The 18,065-nt window shown below is 57.0% G+C and carries 11 protein-coding genes and 2 tRNA genes; 3 read left to right on the top strand and 10 right to left on the bottom strand.

What is annotated here, in order from left to right; all coding sequences use genetic code 11:
• Window positions 1-23: 23 nt before the first annotated feature.
• Window positions 24-1,130 carry a murein transglycosylase A gene (gene mltA / locus EL098_RS03470; protein WP_126354804.1) on the bottom strand — a complete coding sequence of 369 codons (1,107 nt, stop codon included), beginning with the start codon at window positions 1,128-1,130 and terminating at the stop codon, window positions 24-26.
• Window positions 1,131-1,341: 211 nt separating this feature from the next.
• On the opposite strand from mltA, the gene EL098_RS03465 reads away from it, so the two are divergent.
• Window positions 1,342-1,418: transfer RNA gene (locus EL098_RS03465), tRNA-Met, on the top strand.
• A 63-nt stretch (window positions 1,419-1,481) separates the two neighbouring features.
• Window positions 1,482-1,558 (top strand) — tRNA-Met (locus EL098_RS03460).
• Window positions 1,559-1,646: 88 nt separating this feature from the next.
• Here the strand turns inward: EL098_RS03460 and amiC are convergent.
• Window positions 1,647-2,897, bottom strand: a complete 1,251-nt coding sequence (amiC, locus tag EL098_RS03455) for an N-acetylmuramoyl-L-alanine amidase AmiC (protein ID WP_126354802.1) — start codon at window positions 2,895-2,897, stop codon at window positions 1,647-1,649.
• 226 nt (window positions 2,898-3,123) lie between these two features.
• Here amiC and argA point away from each other — a divergent pair, with 226 nt between their 5' ends.
• Window positions 3,124-4,455 carry an amino-acid N-acetyltransferase gene (gene argA / locus EL098_RS03450; RefSeq protein WP_126354800.1) on the top strand — a complete coding sequence of 444 codons (1,332 nt, stop codon included), beginning with the start codon at window positions 3,124-3,126 and terminating at the stop codon, window positions 4,453-4,455.
• Between the two features lie 33 nt (window positions 4,456-4,488).
• Here argA and recD read toward each other — a convergent pair whose 3' ends face one another.
• The 8 genes from recD to EL098_RS03410 form a co-directional block, all read right to left on the bottom strand.
• Window positions 4,489-6,324 (bottom strand): exodeoxyribonuclease V subunit alpha, encoded by a 1,836-nt coding sequence (gene recD / locus EL098_RS03445; protein WP_408609098.1) that lies wholly within the window; start codon window positions 6,322-6,324, stop codon window positions 4,489-4,491.
• Window positions 6,325-6,326: 2 nt separating this feature from the next.
• Window positions 6,327-9,872 carry an exodeoxyribonuclease V subunit beta gene (recB, locus tag EL098_RS03440; protein WP_126354796.1) on the bottom strand — a complete coding sequence of 1,182 codons (3,546 nt, stop codon included), beginning with the start codon at window positions 9,870-9,872 and terminating at the stop codon, window positions 6,327-6,329.
• The gene (gene ptrA / locus EL098_RS03435) at window positions 9,872-12,757 is read right to left on the bottom strand and encodes a pitrilysin (protein WP_126354794.1); all 2,886 of its coding nucleotides are present in this window, start codon (window positions 12,755-12,757) and stop codon (window positions 9,872-9,874) included. Before ptrA ends, recB begins: the two co-directional genes overlap by 1 nt.
• Window positions 12,758-12,906: 149 nt before the next feature.
• The gene (recC, locus tag EL098_RS03430; RefSeq protein ID WP_126354792.1) at window positions 12,907-16,278 is read right to left on the bottom strand and encodes an exodeoxyribonuclease V subunit gamma; all 3,372 of its coding nucleotides are present in this window, start codon (window positions 16,276-16,278) and stop codon (window positions 12,907-12,909) included.
• Window positions 16,279-16,285: 7 nt separating this feature from the next.
• Complete coding sequence (locus EL098_RS03425; protein ID WP_126354790.1) at window positions 16,286-16,627, bottom strand: prepilin-type N-terminal cleavage/methylation domain-containing protein; 342 nt, start codon at window positions 16,625-16,627, stop codon at window positions 16,286-16,288.
• Complete coding sequence (locus EL098_RS03420) at window positions 16,609-17,004, bottom strand: DUF2509 family protein (RefSeq protein ID WP_232012301.1); 396 nt, start codon at window positions 17,002-17,004, stop codon at window positions 16,609-16,611. The genes EL098_RS03425 and EL098_RS03420 overlap by 19 nt, the downstream gene beginning before the upstream one ends.
• 35 nt (window positions 17,005-17,039) lie before the next feature.
• On the bottom strand, window positions 17,040-17,600 hold the full coding sequence (locus EL098_RS03415) for a prepilin peptidase-dependent protein (protein WP_126354786.1): 561 nt from the start codon (window positions 17,598-17,600) through the stop codon (window positions 17,040-17,042).
• Window positions 17,594-18,055 (bottom strand): prepilin peptidase-dependent protein, encoded by a 462-nt coding sequence (locus EL098_RS03410; protein ID WP_232012300.1) that lies wholly within the window; start codon window positions 18,053-18,055, stop codon window positions 17,594-17,596. The genes EL098_RS03415 and EL098_RS03410 overlap by 7 nt, the downstream gene beginning before the upstream one ends.
• Between the last annotated feature and the right edge of the window lie 10 nt (window positions 18,056-18,065).

Genomic DNA, 18,065 nt, shown 5'->3' with positions numbered 1-18,065 from the left:
GAAAAGGTGGAAACGTTGCCGCATTAACCGCTAAAAACGTTACCGCTGCTGCCCGCGCCCGGTGCCGGCTTCAGCACCCAGACGCGACCGTAGTGGTTATACCAACCCGCCCGGTGCCCGGCATCCGGGCCAATGCCCTGGTAGATGTCGAAATGCTGGCCTTTAATCGCACCGCCAACGTCCAGCGCCACCATCACACGCAGCTCATACTGGCCGGTAAATTTGCCGTTATTATCCAGCAGCGGAACTTCCGTCAGCAGCGTAGTGCCCGCAGGGATAATGGAGCGGTCAGAAGCCACTGAGGCCCGGCCAATCAAAGGTACCGCGCTCGCACCTTTCACCGGCGCATAGCTGGCTGGCTTAAAGAAGACAAACGAAGGGTTCTGCTCAAGCAGCTCACGCACTTCCGCTTCGCTGTGGGTTTCCCCCCAATGGCGAATCGCCTGCATCGACATATCTTCTTTTTTCACTTCGCCGCGATCGATAAGCACCTTACCGATGCTGCGGTAGGCGTGGCCGTTTTTCCCGGCATAGCCGAAGAAGGTCAGAGGCTGGCCGTCGCCAAAGTCAATGTAGCCGCTGCCCTGCACGTCCATGATGAAGTTATCCATCAGGGAGTTGCTGTAGGCGAGAACATAGCTATCGCTCAGCCCGCCGCTGTAAATTTCCGCGCGGGACGGCAGGCGGCCGCGTTTTGGCGGCATGCGGTAAATCGGGTACTGGAATTCGCCCTGCCGGGTATGGCGAGCCTGAATGACCGGCGTATAGTAGCCGGTAAACTGGACGTTACCGTAGTTGTCGGCCCCTTCCATCTGCCAGGCATCAAGGCCAAACTGCTTCAGCTGGCGAGTATCGCCGCCCGCACGCAGCCACTGCTGCACCGCATTATAGATATCGCTGCCATTATTATAGAGGCGCGGTGAAGCAGAACGAATCTGATTAACCTGCTCAGCATAGTCGCCGGCGTTGATAGGCGCGCCAACTGCATCGGGCTGATTCACCAGCGAGAAAGGCTGGGAGAACTTACCGTCTTTATATTGTTGACCGCGATCGGTCGGTTTTGATGAGCAGGCAGCCAGCATGGTTAACATGGCTCCCGCTGCTATGTACTTAATCCAACGTCCTTTCATTACTCTTTAGCCCTGCTGGTTGCCTCTTTACGCCTCGCCGAAGATAGCAAACGCGCTGCGAGAATTAAACGAGTTGCTCTTCCCGCATAGCAAAAACGTCTGTTTTGTGGCCATTATGCGGGTTAATTCAACAAGTAATGGGAAATTCAGGAATTTATTCCAAAAAAGGGTTGCAACAAAAACCGAGCAGAGTATAGTGCGCATCCACGGACGCGGGGTGGAGCAGCCTGGTAGCTCGTCGGGCTCATAACCCGAAGGTCGTCGGTTCAAATCCGGCCCCCGCAACCAATTAAAAGTCGCTGGTTTAACAGCGCAATGATGAACAATCATTAAAAAAAGCAGTATGACGGACGCGGGGTGGAGCAGCCTGGTAGCTCGTCGGGCTCATAACCCGAAGGTCGTCGGTTCAAATCCGGCCCCCGCAACCAACATTGAGAACACCCTTACGGGTGTTTTTTTGTTTCTGCCGTTGATAAAAAAATAAGGCAGGTTATCAACCCGCCCTTATTTCACCTTCTACCCTCTTCTTGCCAGCTTCGAACTGTCCGAGAAGTAAGCCTTAATCCCCGCCAGAATTGACTCAGCAACCTCCTGCTGGAACTTCGCCGTGCGCAGCTTACGCTCCTCCTCCGGGTTACTGAGGAAGGCCGTCTCCACCAGAATCGACGGGATATCCGGCGCTTTCAACACCGCAAATCCGGCCTGATCGACGCTGTTTTTATGCAGTTTATTCACCCGCCCCAGCCGGTTAAGCACCTCTTTACCAAACTTCAGGCTGTCGTTGATGGTCAGCGACTGCACCATGTCGAACATCGTGTGGTCGAGATAACGATCCCCGCTTTTACCAACGCCGCCAATTAAGTCCGCGGCGTTCTGCGTTTGCGCCAGATATTTCGCTGCCGTACTGGTTGCCCCTTTGGTCGACAGCGCAAAGACCGACGAGCCGCGAGCAGCTGCGGTGGTGAAGGCATCTGCGTGAATAGAAACAAACAGATCCGCTCGCTGCTTTTGCGCCTTGGCTACGCGCACCTTCAGCGGGATAAACACGTCTTCGTTACGCGTCATGTAGGCCTTCATATTGCCCTCTTTATCAAGCAGCGCCTTTAGCCTGCGCGCAATGCTGAGCACAATATCTTTTTCGCGGGTTTTGTTAGGCCCAATCGCGCCGGGATCTTCGCCGCCATGACCGGGATCGAGCATGATGACAATCGGGCGATCTCGTCCGGCTTTGCCTGGCTGCGGTCCTTTTTCCACCGGCATTTTCTTGTCCAGCTGGCCGTTGTTGTAATCTTCCAGTAACGCCAGCAGCGGATCTTGTTCACTATTCATGTTGGCTGGATAAAGATCCATCACCAGGCGCTCTTTAAATTCGGCTACCGGCGCCAGCCCGAACAGATGCGGAGTCACGTTTTGTTTCAATTCGAAAACCATGCGAACGGTTTTCGGATCGAACTGGCCCACGCGCGCCGATTTAATAAAGGGATCGTCAGCGCGAACCTGGCTGCCGATACCTTTTAGAACTGAATTTAAATGCGCCCCTTCGATATCCACCACCACCCGCTCCGGATTGCTGAGGGCGAACTGGCGATACTTAAGCTGATGATTCGACTCCAGCGTCACGCGAGTATAAGACGAGGCCGGCCAGACGCGCACGGCAATCACCTGGCTTGAGGCAGCAAAACCAACGTTGCTGACGCTCAGCAGCCACATGGCTCCGGCTCCCTGAAGTAGGCGGCGGCGACTCATTAACGAACTGGAATCTGGCATGGCTCCCCTGGGCGGTAGTCACTAAATGGATGAATTTATTATTTGAGCCAAAAACTTTAGCGAAACACGCCGTTACTGTCATCTATAAAAGGGTAAACGTTCGCAAGAGGGCATGAATGGCCGGGCGAAAGGAATTTTATCCTGGATGAAAATTGGCGCTTGCACCGGGCGCCATAAAAGAATAAAAATACACAAATTACGAATAAACATGCAATGAGGGTGTGCCGTGGTAAAGGAACGCAGAACCGAACTGGTCCAGGGATTCCGCCATTCTGTTCCCTATATTAATGCCCACCGGGGAAAAACGTTTGTCATCATGCTCGGCGGCGAAGCCATTGAGCATGAAAACTTTTCCAGCATCGTCAACGACATCGGCCTGCTCCACAGCCTGGGCATCCGCCTGGTGGTGGTGTACGGAGCCCGTCCGCAGATTGATGAAAACCTGGCTGAGCACCACCACGAACCGGTTTACCACAAGCACACGCGCGTCACCGACGCGAAGACTCTCGAGCTGGTTAAGCAGGCCGCCGGCTTGCTGCAGCTGGATATCACCGCCCGGCTCTCCATGAGCCTGGGCAATACGCCGCTGCAGGGCGCCCATATCAACGTAGTCAGCGGGAACTTCATCATTGCGCAGCCTTTAGGCGTGGATGACGGCGTGGATTATTGCCACAGCGGCCGCGTTCGCCGCATCGATGAAGAAGCGATTCATCGCCAGCTGGATAGCGGCGCTATCGTGCTGATGGGGCCGGTGGCGGTTTCCGTGACGGGTGAAAGCTTTAACCTCACCTCCGAAGAGGTGGCCACCCAGCTTGCGGTTAAGCTGAAGGCCGAGAAGATGATTGGGTTCTGCTCCGCGCAGGGCGTCACCGACGATCTGGGCAACGTCATTTCCGAGCTGTTCCCGAACGAAGCGCAGCAGCGTATTGAAGCGCTTGAAAACGCAGGTGACTATCACTCCGGTACCGTACGTTTCCTGCGTGGGGCGGTGAAAGCCTGCCGCAGCGGCGTGCGGCGTAGCCACCTTCTAAGCTATCAGGAAGACGGTGCGCTGCTGCAGGAGCTGTTCTCCCGGGACGGCATCGGCACGCAGATTGTGATGGAAAGCGCCGAGCAAATCCGCCGCGCCACCATCAACGACATCGGCGGTATTCTTGAGCTAATTCGCCCGCTGGAGCAGCAGGGGATTCTGGTTCGCCGCTCCCGCGAGCAGCTGGAGATGGAGATCGACAAGTTCACCATTATTCAGCGGGATAACCTGACGATTGCCTGCGCCGCACTTTATCCATTCCCGGAAGAAAGCATCGGCGAAATGGCCTGCGTTGCGGTGCATCCGGACTATAGAAGCTCATCCCGGGGCGAAGAGCTGCTTAACCGTGTCGCCAACCAGGCGCGTCAGATGGGGCTGAGTAAGCTGTTCGTTCTGACCACCCGCAGCATCCACTGGTTCCAGGAGCGTGGTTTCCTGCCGGTCGACGTTGAGCTGCTGCCCGCCAGCAAAAAAGAGATGTACAACTATCAGCGCAAATCAAAAGTGCTGATGGCCGACCTGACCTGAAAAAGGGAAGGCTTTACGCCTTCCCTCTCCGTCTTATTCCCCGGCGAAAATCGCCATGAGCCCGCTTCTTCGCTCGGTTCGTGTGGCTATCGCTTTATTTAATACGCGCTCGTCGGCATACAACGACAGCCGTTTACGAGCGCGCGTTATTGCGGTGTACACCAGCTCGCGCGTCACCACCGGCACAAACTGATTCGGCAATACCAGCGCGGCATGGTCGAACTCAGATCCCTGCGATTTATGCACCGTCATGGCAAACGCCGTGTCGTGCGCAGGAAGGCGGCTCGGCTGTACAGATTTCAGCGTGCCATCCGGCATCGGAAACCAGACGCGCAGCCCCTCTTCCCGCTGCAGAGCAATGCCGATATCGCCGTTAAACAGCCCAAGAGAGCTGTCATTGCGGGCAATCATCACCGGGCGACCGTCGTACCAGCGCGACGCTGCCTGGGCAGGACGCTGAATCAGGCGCGCCTGGGCCAGCGCCTGCGCAATGCGTTCATTTAAGCCGCTAACGCCGAAAGGCCCCTCGCGCAGGGCACACAGCAGTTGATAACGACTGAAAGCGCTGAGTATCGCGGCAGGCTCTGCCTTTTGGTGCACCAGCTGTAAACAGGCGCCGTAGCCGCTGACTACGTCGGCGATCATCTGCGCGTAGTCTTCTGGCTCAAGCAGAGGCTGCAGCGAGATATCGCTAAAATTCTGACCCAAGGCGGCCTTTACCTGCTTGCTGTCGCTGGCATTAACCGCAAACGCCAGCTGGCCGATACCGGACTGGCTATCAAATCGGTAGCTCTTACGCAGCAGGCAAAGCCCGTCGCGCAGCGCGCTTGCCCGGGTACTCTCTCCTGCGGGAACTTCACAGCCCGTTAGGCGCTGCAGTTGCTCCGCACGCTGCGCCGAATAACCGTCATTCACATAATGGCAAATATCGCCAAGTACGGCACCGGCCTCCACGGACGCCAGCTGATCCCGATCGCCAAGGAAGATAACTCTCGCCTTTTCCGGCAGCGCATCAATAAGCCGGGACATCATCGGCAAGTCCACCATCGAAGCCTCATCCACCACCAGCACATCCAGGTGCAGAGGATTACCCGAATGGTGGCGCAGGCGCTGGCTGTTAGGCTGCGCCCCTAGAAGACGGTGCAGGGTTGAGGCTTCATCCGGCAGGCGCTTTTTCTGCTCATCGCTCAGGGGCAGCTGACGCAGCGCGCTCCCCAGCGACTCCGTCAAACGGGCAGCCGCCTTACCTGTTGGGGCTGCGAGCTGAATACGCAGAGGCTGGCCGTCAGAAAGCTCTACCAGCGCGGCGAGCAGCTTTGCCACCGTAGTGGTTTTGCCGGTTCCCGGCCCGCCGGAAATCACGGAGATACGGCGCGTCAGCGCGACCGCCGCGGCCACCTTCTGCCAGTCGGTCTGCTGGCTGGTGCCGAATAGCGCATCGAGGGTTTGCCGAAGTCGAGTTTCATCTACCGCGACGGGCTGATTATGCTCGCCAAAAAAGGCGGCTACCCGCAGCTCATTACTCCACATGCGGTTGAGGTACAAGCGATTGTCGATCAGCTTTAACGGCGTGGCCTCATCGTTCGAACTCACCGAATGAGACGCCAGCAATTCGCTTTCCCAGCCCTGCACGGGCTCTGCTTCAGCAAAAAGCTGAGCCACCAGCTCCGGGTGTTTGCCGGCAAAAACGTATGCAGGTTTTATGCGCTCTAAGGGGAGACACACATGCCCCTCGCCCGACTCATGGCTAAGTAGCGCGGCGGCCAGCATCACGGCGGGCCGATCGTCGTTAGCCACCATCATGGCAAACTGTGAATCCAGAGGCCTGAGTGCCTTCAGCGTGACCGCCTGGTTAAGTAGCTGCGACATGCTCACAGGTTTATCTCCTCTGCTGCTCCGGCAAAGAGCGCGTCCATCGCCTCAATAAGCCTGATGTCTGGTCGCGTGGAAAAAATGCCCTGCTCAGGTTTCCCCTGCTCTACGCCGCGCAGGAACAGATAGATGACCCCACCAAAGTGCCGCTGGTAGTCATATCCGGCCATTCGATGCCCCAGGTAGCGGTGCAGCGCCAGGGTATAGAGTTGATACTGCAGATCATAGCGGTGGGACTGCATAGCCTGAGCCATGGCTTGCCGGGTATAGGCGCTGCCGTCTTCTCCCAGCCAGTTGGACTTATAGTCCAGCAGGTAATAACGTCCTTCCCAGCGGAAAACCAGGTCGATAAACCCCTTAAGCATTCCCTTCACCTGACGGAAATCCAGAGCCGGACAACCGGCAGAGAGCGGATCGTAACGGCGAATCAACCCGTCCAGCGCCGGTGCCTGCAGCTCACTTTCAATAGGCAGGTAAAACTCCAGCTCAACCTGCTTTTCCTTCGGTAACAGCAGGTTCAGGGCAACCCCGGTTTCATTAAGGGGCGCAGCAAGCACCTCTTCCAGCCAGCGGCTAACCACGGGCCCCCACTCGCTGCCAAAACCGTTAGTAAGTAGCTGGCTCTCTGTCTTCTCCTGGTCCACAGGCTGAGTAAAATCTACCTCTTCAAACAGGCTATGCAGAAACGTACCCGGTGAAGCGCCACGCGGGAAAGTATGCGGAGTAAGTGACGGCTCACTTTGCTCCGGCGCTTCCCCCACGGCATCCACGTCAAGACGCGGAACCAGATCCAGCACCCGGCTGCTGCCGTGCTGCTGCAGCCCGGAGTAGCTGGTAACGCGCCAGTTATCGGCGATTCTTCGTTTAAGCTGCCGGGCGGCAAGTTCAGGTAAAGCGCTGGCGGCGGGCTGCCAGGGGGAATCTTCTCCCGCTGGCAATATTTCAACATCAATCGCTTCGCTCTTCAGGCTATCCATAGCCTGACGCAGCCCTTCGGCATCAAGTGCTTCCCCTTTTTGCAGCAGGTAGCCCAGCGCGCTGAGATGCAGGTCGCTGCTGCCTTTTTTGGCCCGTGAGCCACGGAATAGCGGTGCAACACCCAGGCTGCAGTGCCAGATGGAGCGGGTCAACGCGACGTACAACAGTCGGAGATCTTCTGCCAGGCGCTCTTCTTCGGCAAGCCCAAGGCTTTCCGCATCGTTGCTTAAATCCAGCAGGGAGGTAAAAGTGGTGCGGTCGTGATACAGGCCGCTGCTCTGCGGGCGGTAATTAGCCACAAACGGCAGCCAGACCAACGGGTATTCCAGCCCTTTGGATTTGTGGATGGTCACCACCTGCACCAGATGTTTATCGCTTTCCAGCCGCAGCTGCTGGCTGGAGGCGTTGCTGTCCGGCTCGGCAATGCGCTGCGACAGCCAGCGCACCAGCGCATGCTCGCTCTCCATCTCCGCAGAGGCCTCCTGCAGAAGCTCGCTGATATGCAGAATGTCCGTCAGCCGGCGCTCTCCTCCGGGCGTGGCAAGCAGGTTTTCAGCAATCTTTCTTGCACCGATCAGGGCTCTTAGCATCGGCATGACGCCGCGCTTCAGCCACTGCTCGCGGTAGCCGAAAAACTCTTCAACCAGGTTATCCCAGGCCAGTTCGTCTTTGTTCAGCGACTCGATGGCTGACGCATCAAGCCCCAGCATGCTGGTAGCAATGGCGCTGCGCATGGCGGTTTCGATTTCCGGCGTCAGCACCGCCTGCAGCACCCACAGAAGCTCGCGCGCTTCCACGGTGGCAAACACCGAATCGCGGTTCGAGAGATAGACCGAAGGAATATTGAGGGCACCGAGCGCATCACGCACAATCGCCGCTTCACCCCGGCTACGCACCAGAATCGTCATATCCGATGCCCTGAGCGGGCGAGACTCATCCCCTTTCCAAAGCAGCGCCTCACCGCGCTGCCCGGCGGTAAGCCAGTCTCTTATCTGCCGGGCGCACTGCGTTGCCATAGCTTGTTGGTAATCACTTACCCCTGTGCCGTCCCCCGGCTGAAGCCACAGCTTCATCGCCGCCTGGCTTTTACCTTTAACGGTGAAACGCAGGCCGCTATTGCGTGCGGCGGACTTGACCGGCAGGAACGGGATCTGGCGGAATAAAAACGGGTTATCAACCTGCTGGAACAGCGTGTTTACGCCATTAATCATCTCAGGAGCCGAGCGCCAGTTAGTGTCCAGGGTGTAGTGGGCGCTCACCTCATGACGAGCTTTCATATAGGTAAAAATATCGGCGCCGCGGAAGGCATAAATCGCCTGCTTCGGGTCACCGATCAGCAGCAGCGCGGTTTCTTGCTGCTTAATATAGAGGCGGCGAAAGATTCGGTACTGCTGCGGGTCGGTATCCTGGAATTCATCGATCATCGCCACAGGAAAGCGCCCGCGAATTGCCGCGGCAAGCGCATCTCCGCCGGGCTGATGCAACGCCTCGTCGAGCCGGCTCAGCATATCGTCAAAGCCCAGTTCGCCGCGGCGGCGTTTCTCCTGCTGCACAATGTAGCGAATCTCCGCCATCGCCCTGGCAATCACAAGGTCACGCAGCGTCAGCGGTTCAGCCAGCAAAGCGTCGATAGCGGTGAATAAACTGTGCCGCGGCACCTCGCCTTTTTTGGTTTTCTCTTCAAGCGTGCTTTGTGCAAATTTAGCCAGCGCGTCAGGGAGCTGATAGCTGGTGGTTTCCAGCTGTGCCCACTGGCCAACAATCTCCAGCCAGTTAGGTAGATGTTTGCTGCTGTAGCTGCGTTTATCCACGCCGGAATCGCCAATCAGGCTGGCCAGCTCGCCCGCAGCCTCGCGCCATTGCGCTTTCACCCCGTCGATCGCGGCGATTATTTTTTCATGGCGAGCCAGCAGCGTTTCGTCATCTGCCGGCGGCTGTTTAAGCTGCGGCTGCTCGCCCTGGAGCCAGCTGTTGATGTCCCGCAGGAGCGCTTCCGGCCCGGACCACTCCTCGCTCATCGCCTGAGCGACCGGTTTTGGCAGCGGATAGCAGTGGCGACGCCAGAAGTCCGCACAGGCGTGGCGGCGCAGCACGGACTCATCCTCAAGAAGCTGCTGTTCAAACAGCATCCCGGACTCAAAAGCATTAAGGCTGAGCATGCGCTGGCAGAAACCGTGGATGGTGAAGATAGCGGCCTCGTCCATTTGCTGTTCGGCTAACAGCAGAGTGCGGGCAGCAAGCTGCTTGTCCACAATCTGGGCAAGCAGCTTTTGTATAAGGGGATTTTTGCTGCGGTTACGAATGCAGGCGATGCGCAGTTCGTGGATATTTGCCCGAATACGGCCACGCAGTTCTTCAGTGGCCGCTTCCGTAAAGGTCACCACCAGCAGCTCTTCTACGCCGAGCGGCCGGGGGAAAGCGTTCTCCTCCCCCAGCCCCAGCAGCAGCCGCAGGTAAAGCGCGGCAATGGTAAACGTTTTACCGGTACCCGCGGAGGCTTCTATCAACCGTTCACCAAACAGCGGCAAACTTAAAGGATCAAGGGGCTGCGCGGTTACATCGGTCATTATTTCTCGCTTACTAGTGGTAACGTCTGCTGCAGACTGCGAGCCCCCTCCCAGGTTTTCCACCCTTTTGGTGCCGCATACTCTGCCTTGCCGTTATGGCTGCCGGAAATTTGTGACAGCACCGCCATCCCCTGGGGAGCTATCACCGCCTGATGGAAGAAATCAGCCAGCTTCTGCGGCGTTAATTTCTTAATTTCGGCTATCACTTTATCACGGGAATCAAACGCCATGTTTCGGCGATCAAAATCTTTGCTCAACTGCGACGCCTCTTCTGCAAGCGTCTGCGGCGCCTGCTGCATCTGGGCAATCATCCCCTGCTGGATTTGGGCAAACTCGGCATCGCTCATGCCGCGCAGCTTTTTCTCAATAACCGGGTAAAACGCCTTAAACCGCTCATACAGATAAGCGGGCTGCTTATCGCTACTTTGCAGCAGGAAACCTATCCCCCACTGGCGGCCAATAGACATCGGGAAAGCAAATACCGCATAGCCCAGCTGTTCCTGGGTTCTCAGCTGATTATAGAACCATGGCTGAATAATTTGCCCCAGCATAGATCCATAGGCCGTGCTGGTGGCTTCGCTGTAGCCTTTTGGTACATAGACCGCTGCCAGCGCGGAGTCCGTACTGCTTCCGGCCTTTTCAAACATCGCCAGATGCTGTTTATCGATAAGCACATCGGCATTACGGCACCACTCATCTCCCTTCGGCGCCAGCTGCGCTTTTACCTTTTCCGCCAGCTGCTTTGTCTGCTCAGGCGACATATTGCCGATGACCATAAACTCAGGCCGCGAATGGGTTCTCAGCCGCTCACGGTAATCAAGCACGTCTTTAAGCGTCAATGCTGGCAGCAGAGCGCGGCGGGTACTGCGCTCAAAGTAAGGCACCTGCGAAACCATCTGCACCGGCGAGATAGCCTGCTCGAAGGCTTTACCTTTTTCCGCCGAGTCCATCATCTGCGCATACCAGGACTTCGCCTGGTCGAGCTGTTCCTGCGTTGGCGTGTAGCTGAAGTAGCCCTTCAGCAGCGCCTCAAACAGCTGCGGCAGACGCTGAGTGTAACCGTTGGCATTGATCATCAACCCGCTATTGGCGTTAGAAGAGAAACCGATCCCCCCGACAGACGCCTGGTTGCTCAGCTCGTCAAGCGCAATGCCCGCCAGATAATCGTTAATGGCAAACAGCACCTGATTCTTCGCGCTGTCCATCACCTGCGGGTTACGCAACACAAGGGTCACGTCCGCTTTGGGTTCATTACCAAAATAGCGGCTCGGCATATACACCACGCGCAGATCCGGCTCATGTATCAGCAGCTCAGGATGCTCGTACTGCTTCTCCGGCTTATAAAGCGTGAAGTCGTCGGGAATGTAAGGATTTAGCTGAGGCAGTTCGAGCTTGATAGCGTCAGCCTTCTGCTGCCAGTCGGCAAAAGTCTGCGCAGGAATTTTGTCGACTTCGTAGGGCGCGTCAACAAAATAGGCCGTTTTATTGTGCGGCTCCTGCGGGCTGATGTACCACACGCGGGCATTTTGCGGCGTCATCATCTCCAGACGCGCTTTAATCGCCTCAGGATCGTACTGGTCGGCAATATTGGCAGCGTCCAGCGTATGGGCTACCGGCACGCGCAGCATGGTGTCCGCCAGCCATTCGATATAGTCCATATCACGAGTGATAGAGGGGTAGCGGAAGTCGAGATCCAGCACGTGCGCCAGCTCGTCAAAATAACGCTTGTCGATGCCTTTGGAGCGAAGCTGATTCAGATAGCTAAATATCGCGGCGACCACCTGGTCACGGTTGGCAAGCCCCTTATCCGTCAGGGACACAGAGATGGCGAAAACGCCGCTATTGCCGGCCACCATCGGATCAGAGTCAGCCCTCACGCTTTCGGCAAGCCCCTGCTTTTGCAGCCAGTCCGACAGTGTATCGTGACTGCGGTTGCCGATCAGGTAGCCAATCAGCTCATCGGTTTTGCTGCGGAATTTATCGCTGTTGTTATCGATGCGGAATTCAACGCGAACCACTTTACGCGGCATTGCCGGCACGTAGTGGATAAAGATGCCTTTTTGCGCATCGGTGACTACCGGCACATTGATAACCGGTTTTTCGATGTTTTTGTCAGGGACGCGGCCATAGGTTTCAGCGGCAATCTTCGCCAGCTCAGGCAGAGGTTTGTTGCTGTAGATAACGGCTTTCATCAGGTTCGCGGAATAGTATTTCCCCCTGAATGCCACCAGCGCATCAAGCAGTTTACTGCCAGGTTTATCGCGAAGGGTTTCCAGGTTGCCGCCGGAAAAGCGAGAGCCAGGGTGAGCGGGGTTTATGGTTTCGGCGCTGACCTGCGCCATACGCATGCCGTCGCGCGCACGGGCCATCGTCAGCTCGGCGTTAACCGCATTACGTTCACGCTCGGCGTATTGCGCCGCAAGGTTAGGCTCGGCAATGGCGTCAGCAAGGCGATCAACGGCGCCATCGAGCGCGTCGTTTTCCACTTCCAGGTAAAAGGCGGTGCGGTAAGTGGCGGTGCTGGCGTTGTGGCTGCCGCCGTGTTTTTTGAGGTACTCAGAGAGGCTATCCGGGTCCGGATATTTTTTGGACCCCATCAGCGTCATATGTTCAAGGAAATGGGCAAGTCCAAGGTGCGCATCAGGATCTTCAAGAGAGCCGACAGGCACGACAAGGGCAGAGAGGGACTTCACCGCTTGCGGATCGGAAACCAGCAGCACGGTCATACCGTTATCTAAACGAATAGCCTGATACTGACGAGGATCTTTTTCACTTTTACGGATGGTGTCCTGAATCGGTTGCCATCCGTTATCTGCCTGACTGAAGGGTGCCCACAGAGCAACAAACAAGAAAAGCGCGGTAAACCAGGTGCTGCATTTAGGCATTCACAAACCTCGTCTTTACTAACTCACTCATCATCAACAACTTTTCTAAACTATCCGTAGAACGCCGTTGTTATACTTCGCCAGCCCTGAGCAAGAAATCGCATCATAATTGAACTCACCGGGCTGTGCAATTTTTATACAACCCTTATTCAGGATTGGTTGAAACGAAAGAGCGGAAGAAGGTAACGCTCGGCCGCTACGATAATCGCCTCGTAATACTCAGCCTCTAGCGTACGGTATAAACGCTGCAGCCAGATATCAGCGCCTTCCCCTTCAACCATGTGGTTCCCTTCCCAGGCTGCCAGCAGCCTGGTACGCGCTTTCTGCTGCGTCTCCTCATCCCATAAAATGGCATTATTTAGCGGGTCATAACAGGTTTTTATCCACGCGCCTCCGCTGTTATGCAGCAGCAGCAGCGGCTGACGCAAGCCTTCTTTATACCCCTCAAGCAGTTGCGACAGATAGCCCATCGCCTGCTCCTGCTCCATCACTGGGAAACGCCACTGTGAATCTTTACGCCCGTACATCCGGCTTTCCCCGCCGCCGCCACTGGCGCAATAGGCCAGATGCTCAATCCACAGCTGCATGCCGTGGGCAACACTCAGCACCGAAGGACGCCAGCGTAGCAGGCCGTCCGCCTGAACATCAGGCAGCCAGCCCGTAACTCTGGTTCCCTCAATCTGGAGATCGACTTCACGGCTCTCCCCTTTCTGGCGCTCAACCAGCACTTTTTCAGCCAGCGAGTGCATTTCGGTAAGCTGGTTTTCCCAGAGAATTTCGCCAAAAGCGCCGTACGGCAGCACGCCTGCCGCACGATAACGCACAAACAGCTGCTCAGGATCTTCGTGCTGAACCAGCGCATTAAGCAAATGCTGGTTTAGCTGAAAACGATCGAGTACGTCGAGGGTAAAAGGTTCCTCATCCGGCAGCTCCGTCTCTTCCAGGCGGAAGTTAATCGCGAGACGCATCTGGAAAAACGCCCTTACCGGATGGCGCCAGAACCGCTGCAGCTGCTCGAGGGTGACTTCATCGCAGACTTCCGCAGCCAGAGGTTGAACAAAGTGAGCATGTGCCTGCCCGTAACCGCTGGCTGCCGGTAACCACTCCTGGGCAAAACTCTGCTGCTCGCCTTCGGCAAGGTAATTGCTGCTGTCAAAAGGTGTGCGGGCATGAAGCGTCACCAGATGCGCCTTCACGTGCTCGCTGCTGTCATCGGCATTGCATTCCGCATCTCCGGGCAGGTAATGGCTGCGGGCAACATAATCCAGCAGCTCCTCCACCAGCACCGACGGATAGCGCCTGCTGTTGTCCTGAATCGAACGACCGATGTAGCTGATATAAAGCCGCTGCTGCGCCGAAATTAACGCCTCCAGGAACAGATAGCGGTCATCGTCACGACGGCTGCGATCGCCGCGCTGTGGATGCTCGCTCATCAGGTCGAAGCCCAGTGGTGCAAGCGTTCGCGGGTAGACGCCGTCGTTCATCCCCAGCAGGCAGACAACCTTAAAGGGAATGGCCCGCATCGGCATCAGGGTACAGAAGTTAACCGGCCCGGCGAGGAACCGCTGGCTGATACGCTCCTGGTCAAGGCGCTGGGCCAGCTCATCGCGCAGCAAAGTTAATGGCACAGGCTGCTGATAGGCGGCATCGGTTCCTTTCTCAATCATCTCCTGCCACTGCTGCTCAATCAGCGCCAGCGCCGCTTCTGTTTCACTGTCCGGCAGGAAAAAGCTGTTCAGCATCTCCCTGCACAGAGGCAGCCATTCTTCCAAAGGACGGTCCTGCGCCAGCAGCAGCCGCCAGCGGTTAAGCTGCATAAGCAGCTCTGCAAGCTGGCCCACCAGCTCGGCGATCAGGCCGCTCGATTCATCGTAAGGGAGGACCGAATCCCACACGCCGGCCTGGCTTTCCATGGCATAGCCCAGCAGCATACGCGTAAGGCCAAATCGCCATGTATGCTGCCCTGTCGCCGGCAGCGCCAGCTCACGAACGTTGTCGTCATCAATGCCCCAGCGTATACCGGACTCATTGACCCACTTACGCAGGTAGCGCAGCCCTTCTTCATCGATAGAGAAACGTGCCGCCAGCGCAGGCACTTCCAGCAGCGCCAGCACATCCTCTGCCGCAAAGCGACTTTCCGGTAGCCCGAGCAGTAAAATAAATGCCTGAAGCGCAGGGTGCGCCTGCCGTGCGCGGCGGTCAGAAATGGCAAATGGCAGCCAGCGTTCATCGCGCGCGCTGCCAAAGACGGCCTGAATAAATGGGCTGTAGCTATCAATATCTGCCACCATCACGATGATATCGCGCGGCGTCAGCTCAGGGTCAGCTTCGAGCATTGCCAGCAGCTGGTCGTGCAGGACCTCAACTTCCCGCTGCGGGCTGTGGCATTCATGGAAGGTCAGTGAGCGATCGGCGGGATCCAACAGGCGTTTACCGTCGCTGCGTTCGTACTCTTTCTCCGTCAGCCCCAGCACCTGTGAGTCTTTCAGCTCCAGCAGGTCGTGCTGCAGTCCGTGCAGCAGATTGTCAGGATCGAGATCGACAAAAACATCAACCTCCTCAAAACGCTCCAGTTCGGAGAGCAGGAAAGAGTAGTCACGCCCAAGCTTGCCCCAGGAGGCCAGCAGCGAGTTCCCTACGTCCTGTTCACCCAGCTCATTAAACAGCGAAGAGGCGCTATCGTTGTCCTTAAACAGCGTCTGCTCCCGGTCAACCCGGTGCAGTCGACGGCGGCGGCTGAGCAAACGGGCAAGAAATGCGGGGTCTTTGATGTCCCCCCAGTAATACCGGCAGGGGTTGGTAAACAGCACGTGGACGTCAATATGCTTTCCCAGCGCCTGCAGGGCCTGCAGGTAAACCGGCGGCAAAGCGGAAATTCCGCAAATAAAGACGCGAGACGGCAGCCCCTGGGGGCAACTATCGCTCTTTTCAAGCGCGCTAATGAAACGCTGATAGAGGTTGGCACGGTGCCATTCAGGCTGCCCTAGCTGAGCCGTATAGCGTACCAGCTCTGCCCACAGCGGAGCCTGCCAGGTCTGAGACTCTCCCGCGCCGTCGACAAGCTCACCCTTTTCCCAGCGGCTTAGCCAGCCGGGGCGATAGACAAGGTACTGGTCATAGAGGTCCGCAATGCGGGAAGAGAGCTGGAACAGCTTGCGGCTGCTGTCATCTTCCCGCAGATAGTGACTGAGCAGGGTAAATTCCGGTTTATCCAGCATGTTCGGGATAAGCGTCATCAGTTTCCAGCTCATGCTCTGCTTATTGAAGGCGCTCTCCTTTGGAATGTCCGGCAGCACCCGTACGAACATGTCCCAGATAAAGCTGGCGGGCAGCGGGAATTCAATATTTGCCGCGATGCCAAACTTTTGCGCCAGCGTCATTTGCAGCCACTGTGCCATCCCGGTGCTTTGTACCAGCACCACCTCCGGCTCAAAAGGATCCGGCAGCGGCTGGCGCTCCACGATGAACTCCATGATAGCTTCCAGCACATCGAGGCGGTTGGAATGGTAAACACGTAACATGAAATCGCTACTCCTGACGTTGTTCTGACCGCGGGCAATCCAGCCTCAAAAGCTGTGCGCTTCGGCCCTCTGGGCTTGTTACTGTAACGTCGATGCTGACACATCCCAGGGAAGATGTCTGCTGTTGACGAACATTCCATAATTCCGACGGCGCTGGAACACCCGGCTCGGTTTGCTCACGCGCTACACGCCAGAGCTGCCTCAGTTGCCATTGGCTGACAAATCCCTGCTGCAATACCCGGTGGTAGCCCATCAATGCGGTGACAACCATCGCAAACAGCGCCAGCGCGAACAAGACCTCGGGAAGGCTAAAACCGCTTTGCGGCGGAGCTAACGAGGGAGAGTGCATAAGGCGTCATCAAGTAAAGGGCAAAAGTCGAGCCAGCCCTGTGCAGCCGCCGCCAGCTTACCACCCCGAAGTACGCCCCAGCGCCATAGCGTAAGCGGAAATCTCTCTCCGCTGGCGTCACCAAAAGCGGCAAGCAGGGCTTCCCCTTTGTCGGTTTGATGAAGACAGGCATGCCAGACAAAGCGTGGATCGTGCTGACACTGCCACTCCTTTTGCGGCCGCCAGCTTTGCTTTTCTCCCCACGCCAGAGCTGACCGGGCGGCAACATGATTTTTAATAGACTGAATTTCGGCTGCAACCTCAAAGCGCTGAGCGCCAAGCTGTCGCGAGAGCCCTTGCAGCATCAGGGAGCCTAAGGCAAACAGCATCAAAACCATGAATAGTGAGCTGCTCCCTTTCTCACGCTTCCCGCTCACAGGTTTTCCCCCCTGACAACGTACCTCACCTCAACAGAGCGGCCACTCTGCTTCACACTTGATACCAGCTCGATGAAAAATAGGGGCCTGCCGGTTTTGCGATTTTGACGAAGCACGGAAAAATGCTGCACCGTCGACTGCGACGGGTCAGACATTCTCTCCCAGCCGCTGCCCTCACAATTCTCTACGCCTTTTTGGGTTTCCAGGCTGCCGTGACGCAGCCGATAGCCAGTCTGCTCGCTTTGGCTATCCGCCGGGGTATCCCATCGGCCATTGTTGTTAGCATCCCATTGCACTACCACGCAGCTTCCCTGGTTCATTATCTTCACGCCCTCCCCCCGGCACTGGCCCCGACAATAGCCCGCGCGCTGCAAATTTTTTCCTATAGCAAACGCCATTTGCCACAGCGCCTCCTGCTGCGAGACATCGCTGCCCTGCCGCATCACCGCCAGCTGCAAAGCCGGGAAAAGGCGCGAAGTCCCCAGGAGCAGCACGCTGCTCAGGGCCATCGCAATAAGCATTTCCAGGAGCGTAAACCCTCGCTGAGCGCTCAGCATGGCTTCCCTCCGGACATTTCGCACAGGCGAACGCGCCCCCAGACGGAGAGCGTCACCTTCCAGCGCCCGGCCGGGCTTTTCAAAATAATATGGCCGGGCCAGGCGGTGTCGCGAACGCCGTAAAACCCCAGACCCGCGGTCATCTCTTCCAGAGCGATATCGCCAAACTCTGGCATAAACGCCAGCCGCCGCTCTGCTGAACAGCTTTCCGGCGCCGCCCTGCTTGTCAGACACCAGCTTTTCCCGCTCTGGCGCAGCGTCAAAAGATGAGTCTGATTATTCCAGTTAGCCTCATTTCTGAGACGAGAGAGGAAGTGAGTCAGCTGCTGGGTCGTCTGCCAAAGCTGCACTTTCTGCCGCCACAGGTGCCAGCCATGAAGGCCGCCAGCGCTGAGCGAGGCCACGATGGCTATCACCACCATCAGCTCAATAAGGCTAAAACCGCGTTGATTCATGTTCATGTGC

The organism is Cedecea lapagei (assembly GCF_900635955.1).
GTDB classification, from domain to species: domain Bacteria; phylum Pseudomonadota; class Gammaproteobacteria; order Enterobacterales; family Enterobacteriaceae; genus Cedecea; species Cedecea lapagei.
This window is presented reverse-complemented; position numbering and strand designations above follow the sequence as displayed.